The organism is Anaeromyxobacter sp. SG66 (assembly GCF_022690805.1).
Taxonomy (GTDB): Bacteria; Myxococcota; Myxococcia; order Myxococcales; family Anaeromyxobacteraceae; genus Anaeromyxobacter; species Anaeromyxobacter soli.
The window spans coordinates 1-20202 of record NZ_JALCZC010000076.1 but is presented as its reverse complement, the minus strand read 5'-3'; the positions used below and the strand labels follow the sequence as shown (position 1 = coordinate 20202).

At 72.1% G+C, this 20202-nt stretch carries 22 protein-coding genes; 12 read left to right on the top strand and 10 right to left on the bottom strand.

Annotated elements, in window-relative coordinates; genetic code table 11:
- The 6 genes from MNZ39_RS17605 to MNZ39_RS17580 all read right to left on the bottom strand — a co-directional run.
- The coding region (locus MNZ39_RS17605) for an NADH-quinone oxidoreductase subunit I (RefSeq protein ID WP_242340389.1) at positions 1–660 on the bottom strand (660 nt) is incomplete at its 3' end.
- 13 nt (positions 661–673) lie between these two features.
- Positions 674–2041, bottom strand: coding sequence for a complex I subunit 1 family protein (locus MNZ39_RS17600; RefSeq protein WP_242340388.1), 1368 nt, complete (start codon positions 2039–2041; stop codon positions 674–676).
- Entirely contained in the window at positions 2041–3186 is a 1146-nt protein-coding gene (locus MNZ39_RS17595) for an NADH-quinone oxidoreductase subunit D (protein ID WP_242340387.1), read from the bottom strand. Before MNZ39_RS17595 ends, MNZ39_RS17600 begins: the two co-directional genes overlap by 1 nt.
- Positions 3187–3195: 9 nt before the next feature.
- Entirely contained in the window at positions 3196–3768 is a 573-nt protein-coding gene (locus tag MNZ39_RS17590) for an NADH-quinone oxidoreductase subunit C (RefSeq protein ID WP_242340386.1), read from the bottom strand.
- A gap of 99 nt (positions 3769–3867) precedes the next feature.
- Complete coding sequence (locus MNZ39_RS17585; RefSeq protein WP_242340385.1) at positions 3868–4392, bottom strand: NADH-quinone oxidoreductase subunit B; 525 nt, start codon at positions 4390–4392, stop codon at positions 3868–3870.
- A 36-nt stretch (positions 4393–4428) separates the two neighbouring features.
- On the bottom strand, positions 4429–4860 hold the full coding sequence (locus tag MNZ39_RS17580; protein ID WP_242340384.1) for an NADH-quinone oxidoreductase subunit A: 432 nt from the start codon (positions 4858–4860) through the stop codon (positions 4429–4431).
- Positions 4861–5018: 158 nt separating this feature from the next.
- Between MNZ39_RS17580 and MNZ39_RS17575 the strand changes: the two genes are divergently transcribed.
- From MNZ39_RS17575 to MNZ39_RS17540, 8 genes are all read left to right on the top strand, one after another.
- A complete protein-coding gene (locus MNZ39_RS17575; RefSeq protein WP_242340383.1) occupies positions 5019–5408 on the top strand; it encodes an NADH-quinone oxidoreductase subunit A in 390 nt (129 codons plus the stop codon).
- A gap of 8 nt (positions 5409–5416) precedes the next feature.
- Entirely contained in the window at positions 5417–5968 is a 552-nt protein-coding gene (locus MNZ39_RS17570) for an NADH-quinone oxidoreductase subunit B (RefSeq protein ID WP_242340382.1), read from the top strand.
- Positions 5969–5977: 9 nt separating this feature from the next.
- Entirely contained in the window at positions 5978–6502 is a 525-nt protein-coding gene (locus MNZ39_RS17565; protein ID WP_242340381.1) for an NADH-quinone oxidoreductase subunit C, read from the top strand.
- 66 nt (positions 6503–6568) lie between these two features.
- The gene (locus MNZ39_RS17560; RefSeq protein WP_374109411.1) at positions 6569–7831 is read left to right on the top strand and encodes an NADH-quinone oxidoreductase subunit D; all 1263 of its coding nucleotides are present in this window, start codon (positions 6569–6571) and stop codon (positions 7829–7831) included.
- Positions 7832–7862: 31 nt separating this feature from the next.
- Positions 7863–9629: a 2Fe-2S iron-sulfur cluster-binding protein gene (locus MNZ39_RS17555; protein WP_242340380.1), complete on the top strand. Its 1767-nt coding sequence runs from the start codon at positions 7863–7865 to the stop codon at positions 9627–9629.
- Positions 9630–9641: 12 nt separating this feature from the next.
- On the top strand, positions 9642–10994 hold the full coding sequence (locus MNZ39_RS17550) for a complex I subunit 1 family protein (protein ID WP_242340379.1): 1353 nt from the start codon (positions 9642–9644) through the stop codon (positions 10992–10994).
- A gap of 3 nt (positions 10995–10997) precedes the next feature.
- Complete coding sequence (locus tag MNZ39_RS17545; protein WP_242340378.1) at positions 10998–11711, top strand: NADH-quinone oxidoreductase subunit I; 714 nt, start codon at positions 10998–11000, stop codon at positions 11709–11711.
- Positions 11712–12086: 375 nt separating this feature from the next.
- Positions 12087–13640 carry a hypothetical protein gene (locus MNZ39_RS17540; protein ID WP_242340377.1) on the top strand — a complete coding sequence of 518 codons (1554 nt, stop codon included), beginning with the start codon at positions 12087–12089 and terminating at the stop codon, positions 13638–13640.
- Here MNZ39_RS17540 and MNZ39_RS17535 read toward each other — a convergent pair.
- The 3 genes from MNZ39_RS17535 to polX form a co-directional block, all read right to left on the bottom strand.
- The gene (locus MNZ39_RS17535) at positions 13606–14193 is read right to left on the bottom strand and encodes an outer membrane beta-barrel protein (RefSeq protein ID WP_242340376.1); all 588 of its coding nucleotides are present in this window, start codon (positions 14191–14193) and stop codon (positions 13606–13608) included. The genes MNZ39_RS17540 and MNZ39_RS17535 overlap by 35 nt on opposite strands.
- A gap of 143 nt (positions 14194–14336) precedes the next feature.
- Entirely contained in the window at positions 14337–15680 is a 1344-nt protein-coding gene (locus MNZ39_RS17530; protein ID WP_242340375.1) for an MFS transporter, read from the bottom strand.
- 145 nt (positions 15681–15825) lie between these two features.
- The gene (polX, locus tag MNZ39_RS17525) at positions 15826–17598 is read right to left on the bottom strand and encodes a DNA polymerase/3'-5' exonuclease PolX (RefSeq protein ID WP_242340374.1); all 1773 of its coding nucleotides are present in this window, start codon (positions 17596–17598) and stop codon (positions 15826–15828) included.
- A 29-nt stretch (positions 17599–17627) separates the two neighbouring features.
- On the opposite strand from polX, the gene MNZ39_RS17520 reads away from it, so the two are divergent.
- The 3 genes from MNZ39_RS17520 to MNZ39_RS17510 all read left to right on the top strand — a co-directional run bounded on the left by MNZ39_RS17520 (position 17628) and on the right by MNZ39_RS17510 (position 19332).
- Positions 17628–18239 carry a hypothetical protein gene (locus MNZ39_RS17520; RefSeq protein WP_242340373.1) on the top strand — a complete coding sequence of 204 codons (612 nt, stop codon included), beginning with the start codon at positions 17628–17630 and terminating at the stop codon, positions 18237–18239.
- Positions 18240–18287: 48 nt separating this feature from the next.
- The gene (locus MNZ39_RS17515; protein ID WP_242340372.1) at positions 18288–18803 is read left to right on the top strand and encodes a molybdenum cofactor biosynthesis protein B; all 516 of its coding nucleotides are present in this window, start codon (positions 18288–18290) and stop codon (positions 18801–18803) included.
- Between the two features lie 124 nt (positions 18804–18927).
- Positions 18928–19332, top strand: coding sequence for a two-component system response regulator (locus tag MNZ39_RS17510; RefSeq protein WP_242340371.1), 405 nt, complete (start codon positions 18928–18930; stop codon positions 19330–19332).
- Positions 19333–19443: 111 nt separating this feature from the next.
- On the opposite strand, the gene MNZ39_RS17505 is transcribed toward MNZ39_RS17510, so the two are convergent.
- A complete protein-coding gene (locus MNZ39_RS17505; protein WP_242340370.1) occupies positions 19444–19635 on the bottom strand; it encodes a hypothetical protein in 192 nt (63 codons plus the stop codon).
- A 99-nt stretch (positions 19636–19734) separates the two neighbouring features.
- On the opposite strand from MNZ39_RS17505, the gene MNZ39_RS17500 reads away from it, so the two are divergent.
- The coding region (locus MNZ39_RS17500) for a DUF2400 family protein (protein ID WP_242340369.1) at positions 19735–20202 on the top strand (468 nt) is incomplete at its 3' end.

Here is a 20202-nt window from a genome sequence, read left to right as displayed (position 1 = left end):
CGCGGCGCGGGGGGCGGGCGCCGCTGCGCCGGCGGCGCCCGCGGCAGCGGCGGCCTTCGGCTGCGCCACGGGCTTCGCGGCGCCGGGGGCCTCCGGCGGCAGGAACACCGGGCCGGCCTCGTTCCACGGATGCGCCTCGAGCTTGGCGCGCAGGAGCGAGCCGAGCGGCGCGCGGGGGTAGTACTCCGCGTTCTTGTCGACCTTGTAGACCGGGAACGGGCTCAGCGCGTCGGACCAGCGGAAGGTCAGGTTGCGGATGTTCCGCTGCGACCCCTCGAACTCGCGGGTGTGCTGGATGGAGCCCGTCGGGCAGGGCTCCACGCACAGCCCACAGAACATGCACTTCGCCTCGTCGATGTCGAACTGCGTGACGACGCGCTGCTTGGGGTTCGCCGGGTCCTTCTCGAGCGTGATCTGGATGCAGTTGATGGGGCAGGCGCGCTCGCAGGCCTGGCACCCGGTGCAGATCGCGGTGTCCACCTCGAGGAACCCGCGGTAGCGCGGGGGCAGCATGTCCCGCACCGGCATCGGCGTCCGGTCCGGGTACTGGACCGTGATCGGCCTGCGGAGCAGGTGGGAGAGCGTGATCGACATGCCGTGCCAGAAGGACTTGACGGTGTCCTTGATGGCGCCGGTGTACTCGCTGACGGACTGGGCCATGTTCGTATCCCGCCTACCAGTTGGAGAGGTCGACCTGATCGCCGCCGGCCTCGACGTTCTGCTTCGCGAGCCGCAGCATCTGCACCAGGGCGACGAGGGCGCCGACGAAGAGGACCACGCCGCTCACGGTCGACGCGACCGGCACGCGCGCCACCAGGATCTGCCAGAGCAGGGTGGCGACGAACGTCGCGAAGGCGCCCGGGACGAGGTACTTCCAGCAGAGGTTCATCATCTGGTCCACGCGGATGCGCGGGAAGGTCCAGCGGATCCAGATGACGAGGTTCATCACGAGGAACGTCTTCACGAAGAACACCGCCATCGACGCGACCTGCAGCCCCCACCACGCCGGCGCGGGGAGCGCGCCCGCGCCGCGCGCGGCCTCGTACGCCTCCGCGGCGACGCCCGGCACCTGCCAGCCGCCGAAGAAGAGCGTCACCGCGATGGCGCTCATGATCCAGACGTTGCCGAACTCGACGAGGAAGAAGATCGCGTACCGGAACGCCGTGTACTCGGCCAGGTAGCCGGCGACGAGCTCCGACTCCGCCTCGGGCAGGTCGAACGGCGGGCGGTTCGACTCCGCGAGCTGCGCGATGAAGAAGATGACGAACGCGACGAGCGCGGCCGGGTTCGTGAACACGAACCACTGCCACGGCCAGGCGCCCTGGGCGCGGATGATCCCCTGCATCGACAGGGTGCCGGCCATGAGGATGGGCACCATCACGGCGAGGCCGGCCGGGATCTCGTACGAGATCACCTGGGCGGCGGAGCGCATGCCGCCGAAGAGCGCCCACTTGGAGTTCGAGGACCAGCCGGCGAGGAGGATGCCGACGACCACGAGCGCAGTGACGGCCGTCACGTAGAAGATGCCGACGTTGAGGTCGGCGGCGATGACGCTCTCGCCGAAGGGGAGGGCGACGAAGATGAGGCCGAACCCCGCGAAGACGAAGTACGGCGCGGCGCGGAAGAGGAGCTGGTCCGCGTCGGCGGGGATGAGGTCCTCCTTCAGGAGGAGCTTCACCGCGTCCGCGATCCACTGGAAGAAGCCGCCCGCGCCGACGCGGTTGTAGCCGATGCGGCTCTGCATGCGGGAGCTGACCCGCATCTCCCACCAGATCGTGACCGCGGCGACGACCGCGCCGAAGTTCAGGATCATGAAGGTGAGGAGCCCGGCGGCGACGCCGTACACGAGCCCGGTGAACGGCCAGGTGGCCGGGTCGTGGTGGAGCACTTCGCGCACGAACACCGCCACCGGCTCGGGCTTCGCGATCGTGGCGAGCACGAGCACGGCGCCGAACAGGATCACGGGCAGCGCGAGCGCCACCACGAGCGTGACGAGCAGCTTGGTCCGGGGGTTGCCCTTCGGGAGCGTGACGGTGGCCATTAGCGATCGATCTCCGGAGCGACGACGTCCAGCGACGAGATGAGCGCGACCAGGTCGGCGACCATCAGGCCGCCGGAGATGTCCTCGATGATGGACATCGCGGTGAACGAGCCCGTGCGCGCGCGGACGCGGTACGCCTTGTTCGTCCCGTCCGACACCACGTAGTAGGCCATCTCGCCGCGAGCCGACTCGACGCGCGAGAGCACCTCGCCGGCGTCCGGCTTCACGTTGCGCGGCACCTTCGCCATGATCTCCTCGGGAGTCTGGCCGATGGTCTCGAGCGCCTGGCGGACGATGCGCGAGGACTCCTTCATCTCGAGGCAGCGCACGTAGTAGCGGTCGAAGCAGTCGCCGACCGCGCCGGCCCAGCCCTTCCCCACCGGCACCTCGAACTCGAAGTTCGGGTAGGCGCCGTACGGCATGTCGCGCCGGAGATCCCAGTCGACGCCGGAGCCGCGCAGGTTCGGGCCGACGAGGCCGTAGCCGATGGCCTGCTCGCGGGAGACGACGGCGACGCTCGCGAGGCGCTTCTTGTAGATCTCGTTGAAGGTGATGAGCCGGTCGAACTCGGGGAGGAACTTGTCGAACCGGTCGAGGAACGCGAGGACCTTGTCCCGCCACCCCTCCGGCAGGTCGAACGCGACGCCGCCGATGCGGTGGTAGTTGTAGGTCAGCCGCGCGCCGCAGAGCGCCTCGATGAAGTCGTTGATCTCCTCGCGCTCGCGCAGGCCGTGGACCATCGGCGTGAACGCGCCGATGTCCATCGTCATCGTGCCGACCGCGATGAGGTGGCTCGCGATGCGCACGAGCTCGCAGCTGATCGCCCGGAGCCACTGCGCGCGGGGCGGCACCTCGACCTTGAGGAGCTTCTCGACGGCGATCGCGTACCCCTCGTTCGCGAACATCGCCGCCACGTAGTCGATGCGATCCGTGAACGGCATGAAGCCGGGGTAGCCGGTCGCCTCGCCGATCTTCTCGATCGAGCGGTGGAGGTAGCCGACGTCCGGGATCGCCCGCTTCATCACCTCGCCGTCGGTCTCGACGATGAAGTTGATGACGCCGTGCGTGGACGGGTGCTGCGGACCGAAGTTGAGGACCATCTCCTCGTAGTTGCGGTCGACGCGGCGGAGGATGAGCTTCTCCATGTGTTCTCCCTACGCCTTCGCGGGGCCGTCGACGCCACCGGCCGCGTTCGCGGCCTCGGCGCGGCGCACGTCGTCGAGACGCTTGAGCTCGACCAGGGGGTTCTCGCGGACGTTGGAGAACCCGTGGTAGCCGCCGGTCTCCTGGTAGTCCTTCCGCAGCGGATGGCCGATCCAGTCGTCGGGGAGCATGATCCGGCGGAGATCGGGGTGGCCCTCGAACGTCACGCCGAAGAGGTCGTAGACCTCGCGCTCGAACCAGTTGGCCGTCTTCCACACGCCCTCGACGGTCGCGATCGACGGCGCGGCCCGGTCCAGCTGGACCTTCAGCACGATGGAGTGCCGGTGCCGGTACGAGAGCAGGTGGTAGACGACCTCGATCTGGTTGTTCTTCGGCCAGTCGAGGGCGGTGAGGTCCTCGAGGAAGTCGAGCTCGAGGCCCGGCTCCTTCGCGAGGAAGCGGCAGATCTCCACGATCCGCTCCCGCTTCACGACCGCGAAGGCGTCGATCTTCGGCTCGGAGAGCGGGCCGACGTCCTCGCCGAACCGTGCCTTCAGTCGGTCATGGATTTCTGTGGTCGTCATCTGTTCCCCTGCTGCTAAGCGAGGCGAGCGGGCCGCTCATCGCGTGCCCAGGCTCGCCCCGTCCGGAAACACCAAACGTGAAGCCTGCCTGTCGGCGCCCTACGCGACGCTCCCCTTTGCCGCTCGACGCTTCGTCGACCAGGGCTCGGATCGGATGAGCTCCTGCAGGCGGATGAGGCCCTCGGTGAGCGCCTCGGGCCGCGGCGGGCAGCCGGGCACGTAGACGTCGACGGGGAGGACCTTGTCGACGCCCTTGCAGACCGAGTAGCCGAGCTGGAAGAGGCCGCCGCAGTTGGAGCACGAGCCCATCGAGATGACGTACTTGGGCTCGGGCATCTGGTCGTAGAGGAGCTTCGCCCGCTCGGCCATCTTGTACGTCAGCGTGCCCGCCACGATCATGAAGTCCGCCTGGCGAGGGCTCGCGCGGGGGATCGCGCCGAAGCGCATCACGTCCGCGCGCGGGCCGCCGAACTGCATGAGCTCGATGCCGCAGCACGCGAGGCCGAACAGCAGGTACCAGAGCGAGTTCTCGCGAGCCATGTTGATGAGCTTGTCGAGCTGGCTCGTGTGGAACAGGGTGACGTCCCCGGCCCCGGCCCCCGCGTCCATCGTTCGTCCCGTCATTTCGAGGAGATCTCCTGTAGTTGCAACACGTGCGGGTTACGCGGCCTTCCGTGCCGGGGGCGCCTCGGAGGCGCGCGAGGGCGCCAGCGTCTTCACCCACTCGAGGTCGCCGTGCGCCCACACCCACACCAGGCCGACGACGAGGATGGCGGTGAACAGGAACAGCTCGAAGAACGCCACCCACGCCAGCGCGGGGCTCGCCGAGACCCAGTCGCGGTAGACGGCCACCACCGGGAACGTCAGGGCGATGTCGACCTCGAAGATCACGAACACGAGCGCGACGAGGTAGAAGCGTGGATTGAAGTTGAACCACGCCACCCCGATGGGCCGCTCGCCACATTCATAGGTGGTCGCCTTCTCCGCATTGGGGATGCGCGGACCGGCGAGCCTCGACAGGGTGACTCCACCCAGAGCGAAACCCAGCGTGACGATCGCGAAGACGAGGACGGTGCCGAACTGAAAGCCCATGCCGGCGCTCCTAAAGTGGACCTATGTTGTCGGCAAAACTCAGGAAAGTGCGGGCGGAGTCTACATAACGCCCCCCCTGTGTCAAGGGGGCCAAACCCGTTGACAACCCTGATCGCGACAGGCACTTAAGGGGCCTCCAAGCGGACCCCTGCCCACCCATGCTGACACCCCTCCAGACCTATTTCCCGATTGGCGTCGCTCTGCTGGTGGCGGTAGGACTCGCGGCCCTCATGGTGGCGCTCGCCAACCTGCTCGGTCCTCGTCGGCCGAGCGTGGTGAAGAGCACCCCGTTCGAGTGCGGGTCGGAGCCAGCCGCCGGCTCTCCGCGAGAGCGCTTCGGCGTGAAGTTCTACGTCGTCGCGCTGCTCTTCATCGTCTTCGACATCGAAGCGATCTTCCTCTACCCGTGGGCCGTCCTGCTCCTGCCGAGCCAGGGCTACCCGGGCCTCGGTTGGGCCGGGTTCGTCTCCATGGGTATCTTCGTGGCCACGCTGGTGGCCGGCCTCGTGTACGTCTGGAAGAAGGGCGTGCTCGACTGGGCGGACTAGGAGTCGCAATGGCATCCGAGCTCGACACCGTCCCCGTCATCACCACCCGCCGCGACGAGGCGCAGGGCTTCCTGCAGGGGCTCGTCTCCAAGGGCCTCGGGTGGGCGAGGAAGTACTCGCTCTTCCAGTATCCGTTCGTCACCGCCTGCTGCGGCATGGAGTACATGACCGTCGCGTCGGCGCGCTACGACCTCGACCGCTTCGGCGCCGCGCTGCCGCGCTTCTCGCCGCGCCAGGCGGACCTCCTCATCGTCGTCGGCACCGTGAACTGCAAGCAGGCGCCGATCCTCCGGCGCGTGTACGAGCAGATCACCGAGCCGAAGTGGGTGATGGCGTTCGGCGTCTGCGCGTCGTCGGGCGGCTTCTACGACAACTACGCGACGGTGCAGGGCATCGACCGGATCATCCCGGTGGACGTCTACGTCCCGGGTTGCCCGCCGCGGCCGGAGCAGGTGCTCGACGGCATCATGCTGTTGCAGCGGAAGATCCAGGGTCAGGAGCACAAGCTCATCGACCGCAAGCCTCTGCCCGTGGTCGGCCAGACGCCGACCACGCGCTAGCGAGGGACCATGTCGAAGGTCGTGATCGACGCGCTCGTCGAGCGCTTCCCAGATGCCGTGTACGACGCCTACGTGGGCGTGGGCGGCGACGACTGCGCGTTCGTGAAGAAGGAGCGCATCGTCGAGGTGTGCCGCTTCCTGAAGAGCGATCCGGGCATGCTCTTCGACATGGCGCCGTACATCACCGCGGTCGACTACCTCGGGCAGGAGCCCCGGTTCGAGGTCGTCTACAACCTGCTCTCGCTGAAGACGAACCGGCGCATTCGCCTGCGCGTGAAGGTGCCGGAGCAGGACGCGGTCGTACCGAGCGTGACGTCGCTCTGGCGCGGCGCGGACTGGTTCGAGCGCTACTGCTTCGACATGTACGGGATCCGCTTCAGCGACCACCCGGACATGCGGCGGCTGTTCATGTACGACGAGTTCGTCGGGCACCCGCTCCGCAAGGACTATCCGCTCAAGGGGCGCCAGCCGCTCGTGCAGGAGCGTGAGGTCAAGGACATCTACCGCGGGCCGGGGCCCGCCACGCGCGACTAGCGCGCCCCGGCCTCGGCGAGCGCGCGCAGGCGCGCCCCGAGGACGGACGGTGAACGGAGGCAGACCGTGACCGAGAAGAAGGGACTGGGCGAGGTCCAGACGGCGGCGCCGGGCGAAGAGCTCCGCCTCCGGCCCGGGGAGAGCGAGCTCGACGCGTTCATGCCGTCGCGGCGGATGACGGTGAACCTCGGACCGTCGCACCCCGCCATGCACGGCGTGACGCGGGCGGTGGTGGAGCTCGACGGCGAGATCATCCGCGAGATGAAGCTCGACATCGGCTTCCTCCACCGCGGGTTCGAGAAGAGCTGCGAGAACGTGACGTGGACGCAGTGCTTCCCGTACACGGACCGGCTCAACTACGTCAGCTCCATCATGAACAACGTGGGCTTCGCCCTCGCCGTCGAGAAGCTGTGCAAGCTCGACGTGCCCGAGCGGGCGAAGTACCTGCGCGTCATCACCTCCGAGCTCCACCGCATCTGCGACCACCTCACGCTCGTCGGCGCCATGGGCATGGAGCTCGGCGCGATGACGGTGTTCCTCTACGCGGTCGAGGCGCGCGACATCATCTGGGACCGGCTCGCCGAGCTGTGCGGCGCGCGTCTCACCTCGAACTACGCGCGCGTCGGCGGCGTGGCGCGGGACGCGCCCGAGGGCTGGGTCGAGAAGACCGGGAAGACGCTCGATCGCGTGAAGGGGTACGTCGACGAGATCGACGGCCTGCTCTCCCGCAACCGCATCTTCATCGATCGCACCCGCGGGACGGGCGTCGTGCCGCGCGAGGACGCGATCGAGCTCGGCTTCACCGGCCCGTGCCTGCGCGCGTCGGGCGAGCCGTTCGACCTGCGCAAGGCGGCGCCGTACCTCGTCTACGACCGGGTGGACTTCGACATCCCGGTGGGGACGAACGGCGACAACTTCGACCGGTACCAGATGCGCATGGAGGAGATGCGGCAGGCCGATCGCATCATCCGCCAGTGCTTCACGCAGATGGAGCCGGGCGAGATCGCCGTCCAGGACTTCCGCTACGTCCTGCCGCCGAAGCCGCTCGTCTACGGGACGATCGAGGGCCTCATGGCCCACTTCAAGATCATCATGGAGGGGATCCAGGTCCCCGCCGGCGAGGCGTACAGCTACACCGAGGCGGCCAACGGCGAGCTCGGCTTCTACGTCGTGTCGGACGGCGGCGGGCGCCCGTACAAGCTGGGCCTGCGGGCGCCGGGCTGGCCGATGCTGGCCGCCCTGCCGTTCATGACGAAGGACTCGCTGCTCTCCGACCTCATCCCGACGTTCGACAGCATCAACATGATCGGCGGCGAGGTCGAGCAGTAGCCGCGCCGGAATCCACAGGAGCGAACGAGCAATGGCCGAAGAGAAGAAGCCCGAGGCCCCCGCCGCCGCGCCGCCCAAGCCGCCGCCGGGCCCGCCCGCGCCGCCGCCGCCGAAGAACCCCGGCATGGTCACGGCGACGATCGACGGGCGCGAGGTGGTCGCGAAGCCCGGCACGACCGTCATCGAGGCCGCGAAGGCGCTCGGGATCGAGATCCCGTACTACTGCTACCACAAGCGCCTCTCCATCGCGGCCAACTGCCGGATGTGCCTCGTCGAGATGTCGAACGCGCCCGGCGGCAAGCTCATGCCGGCGTGCCAGATGCCGATCTCCGAGGGCGTCGCCGTCAAGACCGAGACGCCGCGCGTGAAGGACCAGCAGCGCGCCACGCTCGAGTTCCTGCTCCTGAACCACCCGGTGGACTGCGCGATCTGCGATCAGGCCGGGGAGTGCAAGCTGCAGGACTACTACATGAAGTACGACCGGCAGCCCTCGCGCCTCGACGTGCCCAAGGTGACGAAGGGCAAGCGGGTCGTGCTCGGGCCCATGGTCGTGCTCGACCAGGAGCGCTGCATCCTCTGCACGCGCTGCGTCCGCTTCATGCGCGAGGTCGCGAAGGAGCCGCAGCTCGGCGTCGCCGAGCGCGGGAACGAGAGCTTCATCACCACGTTCCCCGGGCAGCCCCTCGACTCCAAGTACTCCGGGAACGTCGTCGACATCTGCCCGGTCGGCGCGCTCACCTCGGCGGACTTCCGCTTCCGCGGCCGCGTCTGGTTCATGAGCGCCGCGCGGTCGGTGTGCACCGGCTGCGCGCGCGGCTGCAACACCTTCCTCGACTACCTGAACGACACCACCTACCGCTACCGCCCGCGCGAGAACGACGCCGTCAACCAGGAGTGGATGTGTGACGAGGGCCGGGTCTCGTACAAGTACCTGAACGCGGACCGCGCGCTCCTCTCGCGCGAGGGCCGCGGCGCCCAGGCCAAGGTGCTGGCCCGCGAGGTCGCCGTGGAGCGGGCCGCCGCCGCGCTCGCGCCGCACGCCCGCGCCGGCAGCCTCGCGGTGCTGCTCTCGCCGCTCGCCTCGCTCGAGGACCTCCTCGCCGCGGCGACGGTCGCGAAGGAGGCGCTCGGGGTCGCCGAGGTCTTCGTCGGCGGTCGCCGCGACGGCTGGCAGGACGCCTTCCTGAAGCGCGCCGACGAGAACCCGAACCGCAAGGGGCTCGAGCTCGTCGCGCAGGCGCTCGGGCTCGCGGTGCGGCCGTTCGGCGACCTCACCGCGGCGGTCGCCGCCGGGAAGGTCCGGGCGGTCTGGGCGGTCGGGACGGAGGTCCCGGATCCCGCCGCCGCCGCGGCGCTCGAGGGCGCCGAGGTGCTCGTGGCGCAGTCCTACGACGACGGGCCGGTGGCGCGTCAGGCCACGGTGCTCCTGGCGGCCGCGCCGCACTCGGAGAGCGACGGCACGTTCGTCAACTTCGAGGGGCGGGCGCAGCGGTTCGAGCTCGCGTACTTCCCGCGGGGCGACTCCCGGCCGCACTGGCTGCTCGCGTCCGAGCTGGGGCGCGCGCTGGGGCTGTCCTACCGGTTCGCGACCGCGCGCGACGTGTTCGTCGAGCTCGGGCCGCGGCTCGGGACGGCGCTCGGCGACTTCCGCTGGGACTCGCTGCCGTCCACCCGCCGCCGGCCCGGGATCGTCCCGCTCGCCGCCGGCACCGTGGACGGCCGGCTCCCCGGCTACCGCGACCGCGTTCCCCCCGAGACGTCCGAGGACGCCCGCCGCGCCCTCGCCCGCACGACCTAGGAGGAGGGCCAAGTGAACCGTCTCATCGGGATGGTGGTGCTCATCGGCGCGGTGGTGGCCGGTCTCGTCGGGCTCTCGGCCGCGTTCTACCTGGCCGCCGGCGGGCTCGCGTGGGTGTTCGCCGAGTACCTCGGCGCGCCGCCGTCGTTCGGCGCCGCGATCGCCAACGTCGTCACGCTGATGCTCGTGGTCATGATGATCTCGGGCTCGCTCCTCACGGTCGCGGAGCGGAAGTGGTCCGCCATGATGCAGAACCGCATCGGCGCGAACCGCATCAAGGTGCTCGGGTCCGCCCTCGGCGGCATCCCGTTCCTCGCCGCCGACGCGCTCAAGATGCTGACGAAGGAGAGCGCCCCGCCGCGCGGCCGGACGCGGGTCCTCTACGAGATGGCGCCCGCGCTCGCGTTCGCGCCCGTGTTCGCGCTGTTCGCGATCATCCCGCTCGGTCCTCCGATCCCGCTCGCCGCCATCGTCGACTCGGCCGCCGGCGCGCTCGGCAGCGCGGGCGTCGCGCTGCAGGTGGCGAGCCCCGACGCCGGGCTGCTCTACATCTTCGCGATCTCCTCGCTCGCGGTGTACGGCACCTCGCTCGCGGGCTGGGCGTCGAACAACAAGCTCGCGCTGCTCGGCGGCGTCCGCGCCTCCTCGCAGATGATCAGCTACGAGGTCTCGCTCGGGCTGTCGCTCGTCGGGACGATGCTCGCGTACCGCACCCTGCGCCTCGAGGAGATGGTGACCGCGCAGGGGCTCGCGGTCCTCGGCCCCGTCCCGGCGCTCGGCATCCTCCTCCAGCCGGTCGGGTTCCTCATCTTCTTCGCGAGCGCGTTCGCCGAGACGAAGCGCGCGCCGTTCGACCTGCCCGAGGGCGAGAGCGAGATCGTCGGCTACTTCGTCGAGTACTCGGGCATGAAGTTCGGCCTGATGTTCCTCGCGGAGTTCGTGGAGATCGTGGTCCTCTCCGCGATCATCACCGCGGTGTTCCTCGGCGGCTGGCACCCCATCGTCGTCTCGACCGAGTGGCTCCGGCAGACCGTGACGCCCCTCTGGTTCGGGGCGATCTGCGGCGGGGCGTTCCTCGCGAAGATGATCGTGCTGATGTGGCTCCAGCTCACGATCCGCTGGCTCCTGCCGCGCTTCCGCTTCGACCAGATCCAGAAGCTCTGCTGGAAGATCCTGCTCCCCGCGGCCATCGCCAACATCTTCATCACGGCCGGCGCGCTGCTCCTCGACCCCTCGATGCAGCTGCTCGCCTGGATCGGCGTCGCGACGATCGTCATCATCGGCGCCATCACCGCCGCGGTCGGCCGCGCTCCCGCTCCGGGGGAGCACGACCACGCCGCCGCCCACGCCGTCGCGGGACACTGACCCATGCCCTATCCGATCGAGAACCGGCCCGCCGATCTGCGCGAGCGGATGTACTTCCCGGAGATCATCCGGGGCATCGGCGTGCTCACGAAGCACTTCCTCCGGAACCTGTTCCTCACGCGCGACAAGAACCCGGACGTCCTCGAGCGCCGGCGCGGCGAGCTGTGGTCGGACAACGCGACGCTCCAGTACCCCGAGGAGCGCGTGCCGTATCCCCCCGGCTACCGCGGCCTGCACCGGCTCGTCCCGCGCGAGGACGGCAAGCCCCGCTGCGTCGCCTGCTACATGTGCGCGACCGCCTGCCCGGCGCAGTGCATCTACATCGAGGCGGGCGAGTACCCGGACGATCCCATCGAGAAGTACCCGGTGAAGTTCGTCATCGACGAGCTGCGCTGCATCGTCTGCGGGTTCTGCGTGGAGGCGTGCCCGAAGGACGCCATTCGCATGGACTCGGGCGAGCACACCCCGCCGTCCTACGAGCGCGGCGCGCAGATCTGGGACGAGAAGCGGCTCCTCCGCGGGCCGCCGATCTCCTATCAGTACGATCCGTGGCTCCGCCGCGGCTCGCCGTCGATCCCGGCGGACAAGCTCGAGGAGATGCGCGCGCGCGCCAAGCCCTTCCCGACCGTCGCCACCGACGAGTACGCGCAGACGCCCGGCTTCTCCGTCCGCGCGCTCGCGCAGGAGGCGAAGGAGCGCGCCGCACGTCCGAAGTAGCGGTCCCTCCGAGCTGGCTCTCCTAAACGACAGTTCGTGATTCGCGTTCACCTTCGGTGCCGCGAATCACGCTGTCGTTTAGCCATGTTCGCACGGGGGCTGCGCCCCCGCCCCGCCGAGCGAAGCTCCGCGCGCTCGTGCGCGCGTACCAATCGATGCCCCACCCCGACAGCCGGGTCCCGTGCGCCGCCGCGAGCGGCTTCGCCGCTTCCGCGCCGCCGCCCGGGGGGGCCCCCTGCCCGCGCCGGTACCAAGATGGGGCCGCCGCTCAGCGGGCGCGGCGCACCGGCGTCGCGCCCGCGGCCGTTCTGGGCGAGGATGTGGCCGCGGCGCCGGCGCGGTCCGGGCCGAGGCCGACGGCGGGAGGAGAGGCACGTGAAGGGCGGCGTGAGCTGGGCGCGGGGCGCGTGGCGGGGCGCGATCCTCGTCGCGGCGCTGGCGAGCGCGGCTGCGCTCGTGGACCTCGGGAGCTTTCATCGCCTCGAGCAGGGGGACTCCCTCGTCCCCGTGCTCGTCTCGCTCCAGCGCTGGACCCCCTTCTTCTGGGACCAGGAGCGCTTCGGGATGCTCGTCCCGCTCGTCGCGCTCCCGCTCCGCGATCCGCTCGCGAACCTCCTCCTGCAGCGGGCGCTGACCGCCTTCGCGGGCCTCGCCTCGCTCGTCCTGCTCGCGCGGCACGCGCTCGCGGGGCGCGACTGGCCGCTCGCCGGCCTCCTCGCGGCCGGGACGCTGCTCCTGCTCGCGCCGGCCCCCTGGCTCTTCGAGTACCTCGCCTCCCAGCCCTACGGGCTGTCCACGGCGCTCGCGCTCGCGGGGCTCGCCCTGGCGGAGCCGCCGGGCGCGGGCGGGGGCGGCGCGGCGTGGCCGCCGCGGCTCGCCTGGCTCCGCACGGCGGCGGCGCTCCTCCTCGTCGTCGCCGCCCACTGGGTGAACGCGGTGGCGGGCATCGTGCTCCTGGGGCTCGCCCTCGCGCGCGCGGGCGGGGACCTCGTCGAAGGGACGGAGCGGCGGGCCGTGCGCGCCCGGCTCGTGCGCGAAGGGGCGCTCCTCGGCGCCGGCCTCGCGGCGGGCCACGTGTTCCTGCGGCTGTACCCCCTCCTCACCGGTCATCGCCTGCGGCTCGCGATGGGCGCGCTCCCCGTGGAGCGCTGGCCCCGGGCGTGGACGTCGTTCTTCGGGCTGGCGTGGCACGACGAGCGGCGCTGGGGGCTCGCGCTCGTCGCGATCGCCGCGGCGGGCCTGGCGCTCCTCCTCACCCGTCCGCTCCGGCCGCAGCTCGCGGGCGCCCTCGTGCGTGCCGGCGCGCTCCTCGCGGCGGCGCTCGGCTACGCGCTGTTCGCGGGCGCGCTGGAGTGGGTCGAGGCGAACGCCTTCCACTGGCGCTACCTCGCCCCCTCGGCCGTGCTCGTCCACCTCGCGGCGGTGTCGCTCCTGGCGGAGCCGCTCGCGCGGCTCCCGAGGCTCGCGGCGGCGGCGGGCTCGGCCGCGCTGGCGCTCGTGCCGGCGGCGGCGCTCGCGGCCTACGGCGCCCCGTCGCTCGCGCGCGTGCGCGCGGACCTCGACGCGGCGGCGGGCGCGCGGACGGAGGACGTGCTCGCGGCGGGCTGCGAGCTCGTCGCGGGGGACTACTGGTCGGTGTGGCCGACGGTGTGGCACGCCGCCCTCGTCGCGCGCGAGCGCGGGCTCGCGCGGCGCGTGTACGGCCTCACGCACCGCTCGAACCCGACCGCGCCGCTGTGGAAGGGGCGTCCCCCGGAGTCGCTCCGCATCTGCCGCCCCGCCGGCGAGGAGGAGCACGCGGAGCGATGGCTCCGCGCGTTCCACCTCTGGCCGGTCCGGGGGGTGGGACGGCAGGGGACCGTGGACGTGCTCGTCCCGGTCGGCGCTGCGAGCGCTACATCCGGAACGACGCCAGCAGCATCCCGGTGAACGTCGTGTCCTCGTAGTCGCCGCCGAAGTACGGGTTCACGCCGATCTCGGCGCCGAGCCCGAAGGTCGGCGTCACGTCGAACTTCGCGCCGGCGGCGAGCCGCATGACGAGGCCGACGGTGGAGTCGGAGGCCTTCGTCCACGTCCCGTAGTAGGGGTCGCGCTCCTTCACGGACATGTTGGCGAAGTACAGGCCGAGGCCGGCGTCGCCGTAGAGGCCGAAGCGCGGCGCCACGTCGAACCCGAACCGCGCGGCGGGCACGAGCTTGAAGAGGTTCATGCCCCACTCCCACCCGTAGTAGGAGTCGGAGAAGCGCGAGTACCCGAGCGACAGCACGAGCGAGAGGTTCGTGTTCGGGCCGAGGTGGGTCGGCAGCATCTCCAGGTCGCCGCGGAGCGCGAGGCCGGTGTTGCCGTCGCCGTCCTCGAAGCCGAGGAGGACGTTGGCGTTGGTGAGCCCGCTCGAGCTGCGGGCGCCGCGGCCCTGAGCGAGCGCGGCGGGGGCGAGGAGCAGCAGCGCCAGCGCGGCCGCGGTGCGGATCACGTTCTTCATGAGTCTTCCTCCAGGAAGCTGCGCGCCAAAAGCGGCGCGGGCGCGCATGTTAGCGGCGGTCCCGCCGCACGGAAAGGGCGCGAGCGGCAGGGCGTGTGCGCGGAGGCGGGGCGGTGTGCGGCGCGCTCGCTGCCGCCTCCGGGTCAGGCCGGCGTGCCGCCCGCGGACTCGGAGGACAGCACGTCGCGCTGGTGGAGGGGCGCGAGACGCTGCAGCACGAGGAGCCCGGGGATCGCGAGCGCCATGCAGGAGGCGAAGAAGAGGGGGTAGCCGAGCCGCTCGGCGAGGACGCCGCTCGGGATCCCGGAGAGCGTCCGCCCGAAGCCGAAGAGGCTCGAGAGGAGCGCGTACTGCGTGGCGCTGTAGCGCTTGTCGCAGACGCGGAGGATGAGCGCGAGCAGGGCGGCCGTGCCCATCCCCTGCGAGGCGTACTCCGCCGCGATCCCGACGTAGGTCCAGCCGCGCGCCGCCGCCGAGATGGGCTCGAGGGTGGCGCAGAGCGCCACGTCGAGGGGAGCGGCGCGGGCGGCGGCGGCGAGCGCGTAGAAGCCGATCGCGCCCGCCTGGGCGAAGCCGAACGCCCACAGCGCCCGGCCCAGGCCGAGGCGCGACATGAGCGCGGCGCCGAGGCCGGTCCCCGCGATGGTCGCGGCCGTGCCGATGATCTTCACGGCGAGGCCGATCTCGGCGTTCGAGAAGCACATGTCCTTCAGGAACGGGTTCACCATCGTGCCGGCGGCGTTGTCGCCGAACTTGTAGAGCACGAGGAACGCGGCCACGGTGAGCGCCTGCGGGCGGCCGAAGTAGGTCCGGAAGGGCTCGACGATCGCCGCCTTGAGCGAGCGCGGCGCGGCGGCCGGCCGCACGGGGGGGTCGGCCCAGAGCGTCAGCGCGATGGAGGCGAGGAACAGGCCGCCGAGCAGGGCGAACACCACCGGCCAGGGGAGCCACTGCGCCGAGAAGATCGCGAGCGCGCCCGCCACGAGCATGCCGATCCGGTACCACATGACCCGCAGGCCGCTCGCGGGCCCCTGCTCGTCCGGCTCGAGCACCTCGACCGAGTAGGCGTCGAGCGCGATGTCCTGGGTGGCGGACGCGATGGTGATGAACAGCGCGATCGCGCCGAGCACCGCCGCGGCGCTCGCCGCGATCGCGATGCGGCCGGTGGCCGGATCGCGCTCCAGCGCGAAGCCCGCGTAGGCCGCGAACGCGAAGAGCCCGAGGGCGAGCGCGATCTGGGCCAGCACGATCCAGCTCCGCCGCCGGTCCGGGCGGGGCAGCGCGTAGCGGTCCACGAGCGGCGCCCACAGGAACTTGAGGCTCCACGGGAGCGACACCGCGGAGAGGATCCCGATCGTCTTCAGATCGACGCCGGCGCTCCGGAGGAAGATCTGGAAGGTGTTGAAGACGAACCCCAGCGGCATGCCCGAGGCGAGCATGAGCGCCCCGAGCACCTGGACGCGCTTCGACTTGAGGACGTTGGCCAAGGCCGGACGAGACTAGACGCGGGCCGTCCCCGGCACAAGCCGGCCCGACGCCGCCAGCGGGCCCGTGCCGGCCAGCGGAGCGGGGCGTGGCGCCGACGCCCATCCCGCCCGCGCTCGACCGCGCCCCCGCACCGGGGAGCGCCGCTCACGACACCGGCCGCACCGCGCGGCGGAACTCCTCGACCGGGCGCGTGTTGAGGACCTGGCCACGCCGGACCCATCCGCGCCGCGCGACGGTCACCGCGTTCCCGAGGAACCCGAGGTTCTGGACCGAGTGCGCGTCCACCGAGAGGACCACCGGGATCCCGCGCGCGGTGGCCGCCCGCAGCCAGCGCGGCTCGAGCTCGAGCCGGCGCGGATCGCCGTTCACCTCCACGGCGCCGCGCGAGGCGGCGAGGGCGTCGAGCACCTCGTCGACGCGGCAGGCGAACGAGGGCCGATCGAGGAGGAGCCGCCCGAGCGCGTGGCCCCAGATCTTGAACACCGGGAGGGACATGCAGCGCACCAGCCGCCGCGTCATGGCGTCCTCGTCCATCTTCATCCGCGAGTGGACGCTCGCCACGACGACGTCGAGCTGCTCGAGGATGCGATCCGGGAAGTCGAGCGCGCCGTCCTCCAGGATGTCCGACTCCGTCCCCCGCAGGAGCCGCACCTTCACCTTCTCCTGCACGCGCGCGATCTCGTCCCACTGGCGCCGCAGCCGGTCCGGGTCGAGCCCGCCCGCGTAGGAGGCGGTCGGCGAGTGGTCGGTGATGGTGAGGTACTCCATGCCGAGCGCCTCCGCGGCGCGCGCCATCTCCTCGACCGAGGCGCGGCCGTCCGACCAGGTGGTGTGGCAGTGGACCATGCCGCGCACGTCCTCGAGGCGGATGAGATCGACCGGGAGCGCGCCTGCGCGCGCCGCCTCGATCTCGCCGGTGTCCTCCCGCAGCTCGGGCGGGACGGGCTGCAGCCCGAGCGCCGCGTACAGCTCCGCCTCGCTCGCGATGGGCACCTTCGCCGCCGGGTCGGGCCGCCCCTCCTGCGCGGCCCCCGCGCTCGCCGCGCCCGGCGGGAGGCGGTGGAGCCCCCACTCGCTCAGCGTGAACCCGCGCTCGCGCGCGATGCCGCGCAGCTTCACGTGGTGCGGCTTCGAGCCGGTGAAGTGGTGCAGCAGGGTGGCGAAGTCCTCCGGGGGGACGACGCGGAGATCGACCTGCAGCCCCGACGCCAGCTCGACGCTCGTCTTGGTGCCACCGCGCGCGATCGTCCGCGCGACGAGGGGGTAGGCGACGAGGCGCGCGGCGAGCGCGGCGGCATCGCGCGACGCGGCCACCACGTCCAGATCTCCGACGGTCTCCTTGCCCCGCCGGGTCGAGCCGGCGAGCGCGACCTCCTCCGCGGCGGGGTCGGCGCGCAGGTGCGCGAGGAGCGCCGCCCCGGCGGCGAGCGCGTCGACGAGCAGGACCTGCCGCTCGGCCGCGCGCGCTCGCATGCGCCCGAGCCCCTCGAGGATCCTGTCCTCCGTCTTCTCGCCGAAGCCCTTCACCGTCCGGACCCGGCCGTCGCGGCAGGCCGCCTCGAGCTCGGCGACGGTGCCGATCCCGAGGGCCGCGTGCAGGGCGGCGATCTTCTTCGGTCCCAGGTCGGGTACCTGGAGGAGCTCGAGGATGCCGGGCGGGTGCTTCGCCCGCAGCCGCTCGAGCAGCTCGAGCCGCCCGGTGCGGTGCAGCTCCGCGATCTTCTTCGCGAGCGCCTCCCCGATGCCGGGGACCTCGGTGAGGCGCCCCGCCTCGACGCGCGCCCCGAGATCCTCGAGCGCCTCCACGGCGCGCGCGCCGTTCTCGTAGGCGCGGACCTTGAACGGGTTCTCACCCTCCAGCTCGAGGAGCGTCCCGAGCTCGCGCAGCGACCGCGCGATGGCGAACTTGTCGAGCATGGGGCGCGTTATATAGGAGCCGGCCCGCCATGCCGCCGCTCCGCGTCCTCTCCGTCCTCCTCGCCGCGCTAGCCGTGACGTCCGGTGGCTGCAGCGGCGCGCGCCGCCGGGGCGCCGCGCTGCGCCCGCCCGAGGTGCTCGTCGAGGTCCTGCCGCGCTCCGCCCGGGTGGAGCTGGATGGGCGGCCGCTCGGCCCGGGCGGCGGGGCGGTGGTCCCGGACGCTGCGCCCGAGCCGCACGTGCTGCGGATCGAGGCCGACGGCTACGAGCCCGAGGAGCGGGTGCTCGCGGCGGACAGCCTCGAAGGCGCGCGCATCGCGGCCGCGCTCCGCCCGCGCGGCTTCGGCGCCGTGCGCGCCCTGGACTACGACGACGCTCCGGCGCTGGCGGCGGCGGCCGCCTGGCTCGCGGAGGAGGGCGACCCGCGGGACGCCGCCGAGTACGCCGAGCGCGCCATCTCCGTCGACCCGGGGGTCGCGGTCGCGCACCGCGCCCTCGGCGACGCCCGCGCGCGGGCGGGGGACGCAGCGGCGGCGGTGGCGGCCTGGGCGGAGTACCTGCGCCGCGCGCCCGACGCGCCGGACGGGCCAGCGGTCGAGCGACGGATGGAGGCGGCCCGCGCGGACGTGCGCGTTCCGTAAGGAGCGGCGCCTGCGCGAGCGCTGCCGCGGCCATCCGGAGGAGGGAGCATGGGACACGAGGAGCACAGGCACGAGGCGCCCCGCACGCTGCGGATCTTCGTCGTCACCGCGTCAGACACGCGCGGCGAGGCGGAGGACGGGAGCGGCGCGTTCCTCAAAGCGGCGGTGGCCCAGGCCGGGCACGTCCTCGCGGGCTACCGGATCGTGCGGGACGAGCCGGCGCAGCTCCGCGCCGCGCTGGAGGAGGCGGTGCGCGCCGGGGCGGACGCCGTCGTGGTGAACGGCGGGACGGGCATCGCCGCGCGCGACCGGACCTACGAGGCCGTCGCGGGGCTGCTCGAGAAGCGCCTCGACGGGTTCGGCGAGCTCTTCCGGATGCTCTCGTACGCGGAGATCGGCTCGGCCGCGATGCTCTCCCGCGCCGTGGCCGGCGTGTGGGGAGGGCGGGCCGTGTTCTCGGTGCCCGGCTCTCTCGCGGCCGTGCGCCTCGCCTGGGAGAAGCTCATCGGGCCCGAGATCGGCCACGTGCTGCGCGAGATCCGCAAGGACGCGGGACGCGTGTAGCGCCCGGAGCCTCGCGCCCCTGCCTCGCGGTCGCGTCTGCCGGGGAGGCGTCTCGGGGTGGGCCGATATCGGCTCGTGTGCCGATTTCTCGCACATGCACATACCCGCTGTTAAGATCGCGGGCATGCAGACACCGGTGCGGATCCTGGTGGTCGACGACGCCGAGCCCGTGCGGCAGATCCTCGTCCAGACGTTGAGGGCGCTCGGCTTCGAGCCGCTCCAGGCCGACTCGGGACCCGCCGCGCTCCGGCTGGCGCTCGCCGTGCAGCCCGCCGTCGCGATCGTGGATCAGTGGATGCCCGAGATGACCGGTGCGGAGCTGATCCTCCGCCTGCACGCCTCGCCGGATCCGCGAGTCCGCGCCATGACCGTCATCGGTCTCTCGGGGCGTCCGGGTAGCGAGCGTGATCTCCTCGCCGCCGGGGCCCTCACGTTCCTCCCGAAGCCCTTCCGCGTCGCCCAGCTCGTCGCCGCGCTGCGGGTCGCGATGGAACCCGCGCTCCCCGCGCCCACCTCGTCCGCCGCTTGAGCCGAGCCCCCCAAGGGCGGCTCATCCCGAGCGCCTCAGGGGCCCCCTCGGAGCCGATCGCTCGAGTCTCGCCCACCGCGCTCGAGCCGTGGGGCGAGCGGCCCATGGCCATCACGCGTCGAGCGTCCCGCCCCCGCGGTCCAGCAGCCCGGCCATGAGCTGGACCCGCCGCTCGGCGCGCCGCCGCGCGCCGGGCTCGAGCGTCCGATCCCGTGCAACCCGGACCTCGATTCGCAGCTCGCCGACGCGTCGGTTCCGCGCGCACTCCCGCCCGTCGAGCCAGGTCCTCATCCGCTGATTCATCCCGTCACCTCCGTTCGGCCTGCGACCCTGAACGGAATAGCAGGGGGCTCTGACAGCCAGGGGGCGGGCGGGCCCGAGCCGCGCTAAGTCCCGCTACCGATGACGCGACGGCCACGCACCCTGTCGCCCGCCCGCGCCGCGGCGCTCCGCCCCCTGCTCGACGCCCTCGACGCCGCGCTCGACCGGCGGGCCCGGCTGGCCGCGGATCCGGTGGAGCTGCCGAGGCGCTACGCGGATCCCGCCGACGCGGAGGTCGCCGCGCTGTTCGCGGCGAGCCTCGCCTACGGCCGGGCCGACGTGTTCAAGCCGGTCGTGGAGCGGGTGCTCGCGGCGATGGGCCCCTCGCCGGCGGCGTTCGTCCGCGAGTTCGCGCGGTCGCCCGACCCGTCCTTCTTCGCGGGCGCGGTCTACCGGTTCAACCGTCCGCCCGACCTCGCCGCCCTCGCGGCGGCGGTGGGCGACCTGCGCGCGCGCCACGGCTCGCTCGGCGCGCGCTTCGCGGCGCTCCTCCGCGCGTCCCGCGGCGGCGACGGCGCGCTCCGCGACGCGCTCGCGCGCTTCGCCGGG

Coding starts and splice junctions, on each gene's coding strand:
- MNZ39_RS17545 (WP_242340378.1), top strand. CDS start 10,998: ATGCCCTATCCGATCGAGAACCGGCCCGCCGATCTGCGCGAGCGGATG.
- MNZ39_RS17515 (WP_242340372.1), top strand. CDS start 18,288: ATGGGACACGAGGAGCACAGGCACGAGGCGCCCCGCACGCTGCGGATC.
- MNZ39_RS17580 (WP_242340384.1), bottom strand. CDS start 4,860: ATGGGCTTTCAGTTCGGCACCGTCCTCGTCTTCGCGATCGTCACGCTG.
- MNZ39_RS17505 (WP_242340370.1), bottom strand. CDS start 19,635: ATGAATCAGCGGATGAGGACCTGGCTCGACGGGCGGGAGTGCGCGCGG.
- polX (WP_242340374.1), bottom strand. CDS start 17,598: ATGCTCGACAAGTTCGCCATCGCGCGGTCGCTGCGCGAGCTCGGGACG.
- MNZ39_RS17510 (WP_242340371.1), top strand. CDS start 18,928: ATGCAGACACCGGTGCGGATCCTGGTGGTCGACGACGCCGAGCCCGTG.
- MNZ39_RS17575 (WP_242340383.1), top strand. CDS start 5,019: ATGCTGACACCCCTCCAGACCTATTTCCCGATTGGCGTCGCTCTGCTG.
- MNZ39_RS17555 (WP_242340380.1), top strand. CDS start 7,863: ATGGCCGAAGAGAAGAAGCCCGAGGCCCCCGCCGCCGCGCCGCCCAAG.
- MNZ39_RS17590 (WP_242340386.1), bottom strand. CDS start 3,768: ATGACGACCACAGAAATCCATGACCGACTGAAGGCACGGTTCGGCGAG.
- MNZ39_RS17600 (WP_242340388.1), bottom strand. CDS start 2,041: ATGGCCACCGTCACGCTCCCGAAGGGCAACCCCCGGACCAAGCTGCTC.
- MNZ39_RS17565 (WP_242340381.1), top strand. CDS start 5,978: ATGTCGAAGGTCGTGATCGACGCGCTCGTCGAGCGCTTCCCAGATGCC.
- MNZ39_RS17535 (WP_242340376.1), bottom strand. CDS start 14,193: ATGAAGAACGTGATCCGCACCGCGGCCGCGCTGGCGCTGCTGCTCCTC.
- MNZ39_RS17585 (WP_242340385.1), bottom strand. CDS start 4,392: ATGACGGGACGAACGATGGACGCGGGGGCCGGGGCCGGGGACGTCACC.
- MNZ39_RS17595 (WP_242340387.1), bottom strand. CDS start 3,186: ATGGAGAAGCTCATCCTCCGCCGCGTCGACCGCAACTACGAGGAGATG.
- MNZ39_RS17570 (WP_242340382.1), top strand. CDS start 5,417: ATGGCATCCGAGCTCGACACCGTCCCCGTCATCACCACCCGCCGCGAC.
- MNZ39_RS17520 (WP_242340373.1), top strand. CDS start 17,628: ATGCCGCCGCTCCGCGTCCTCTCCGTCCTCCTCGCCGCGCTAGCCGTG.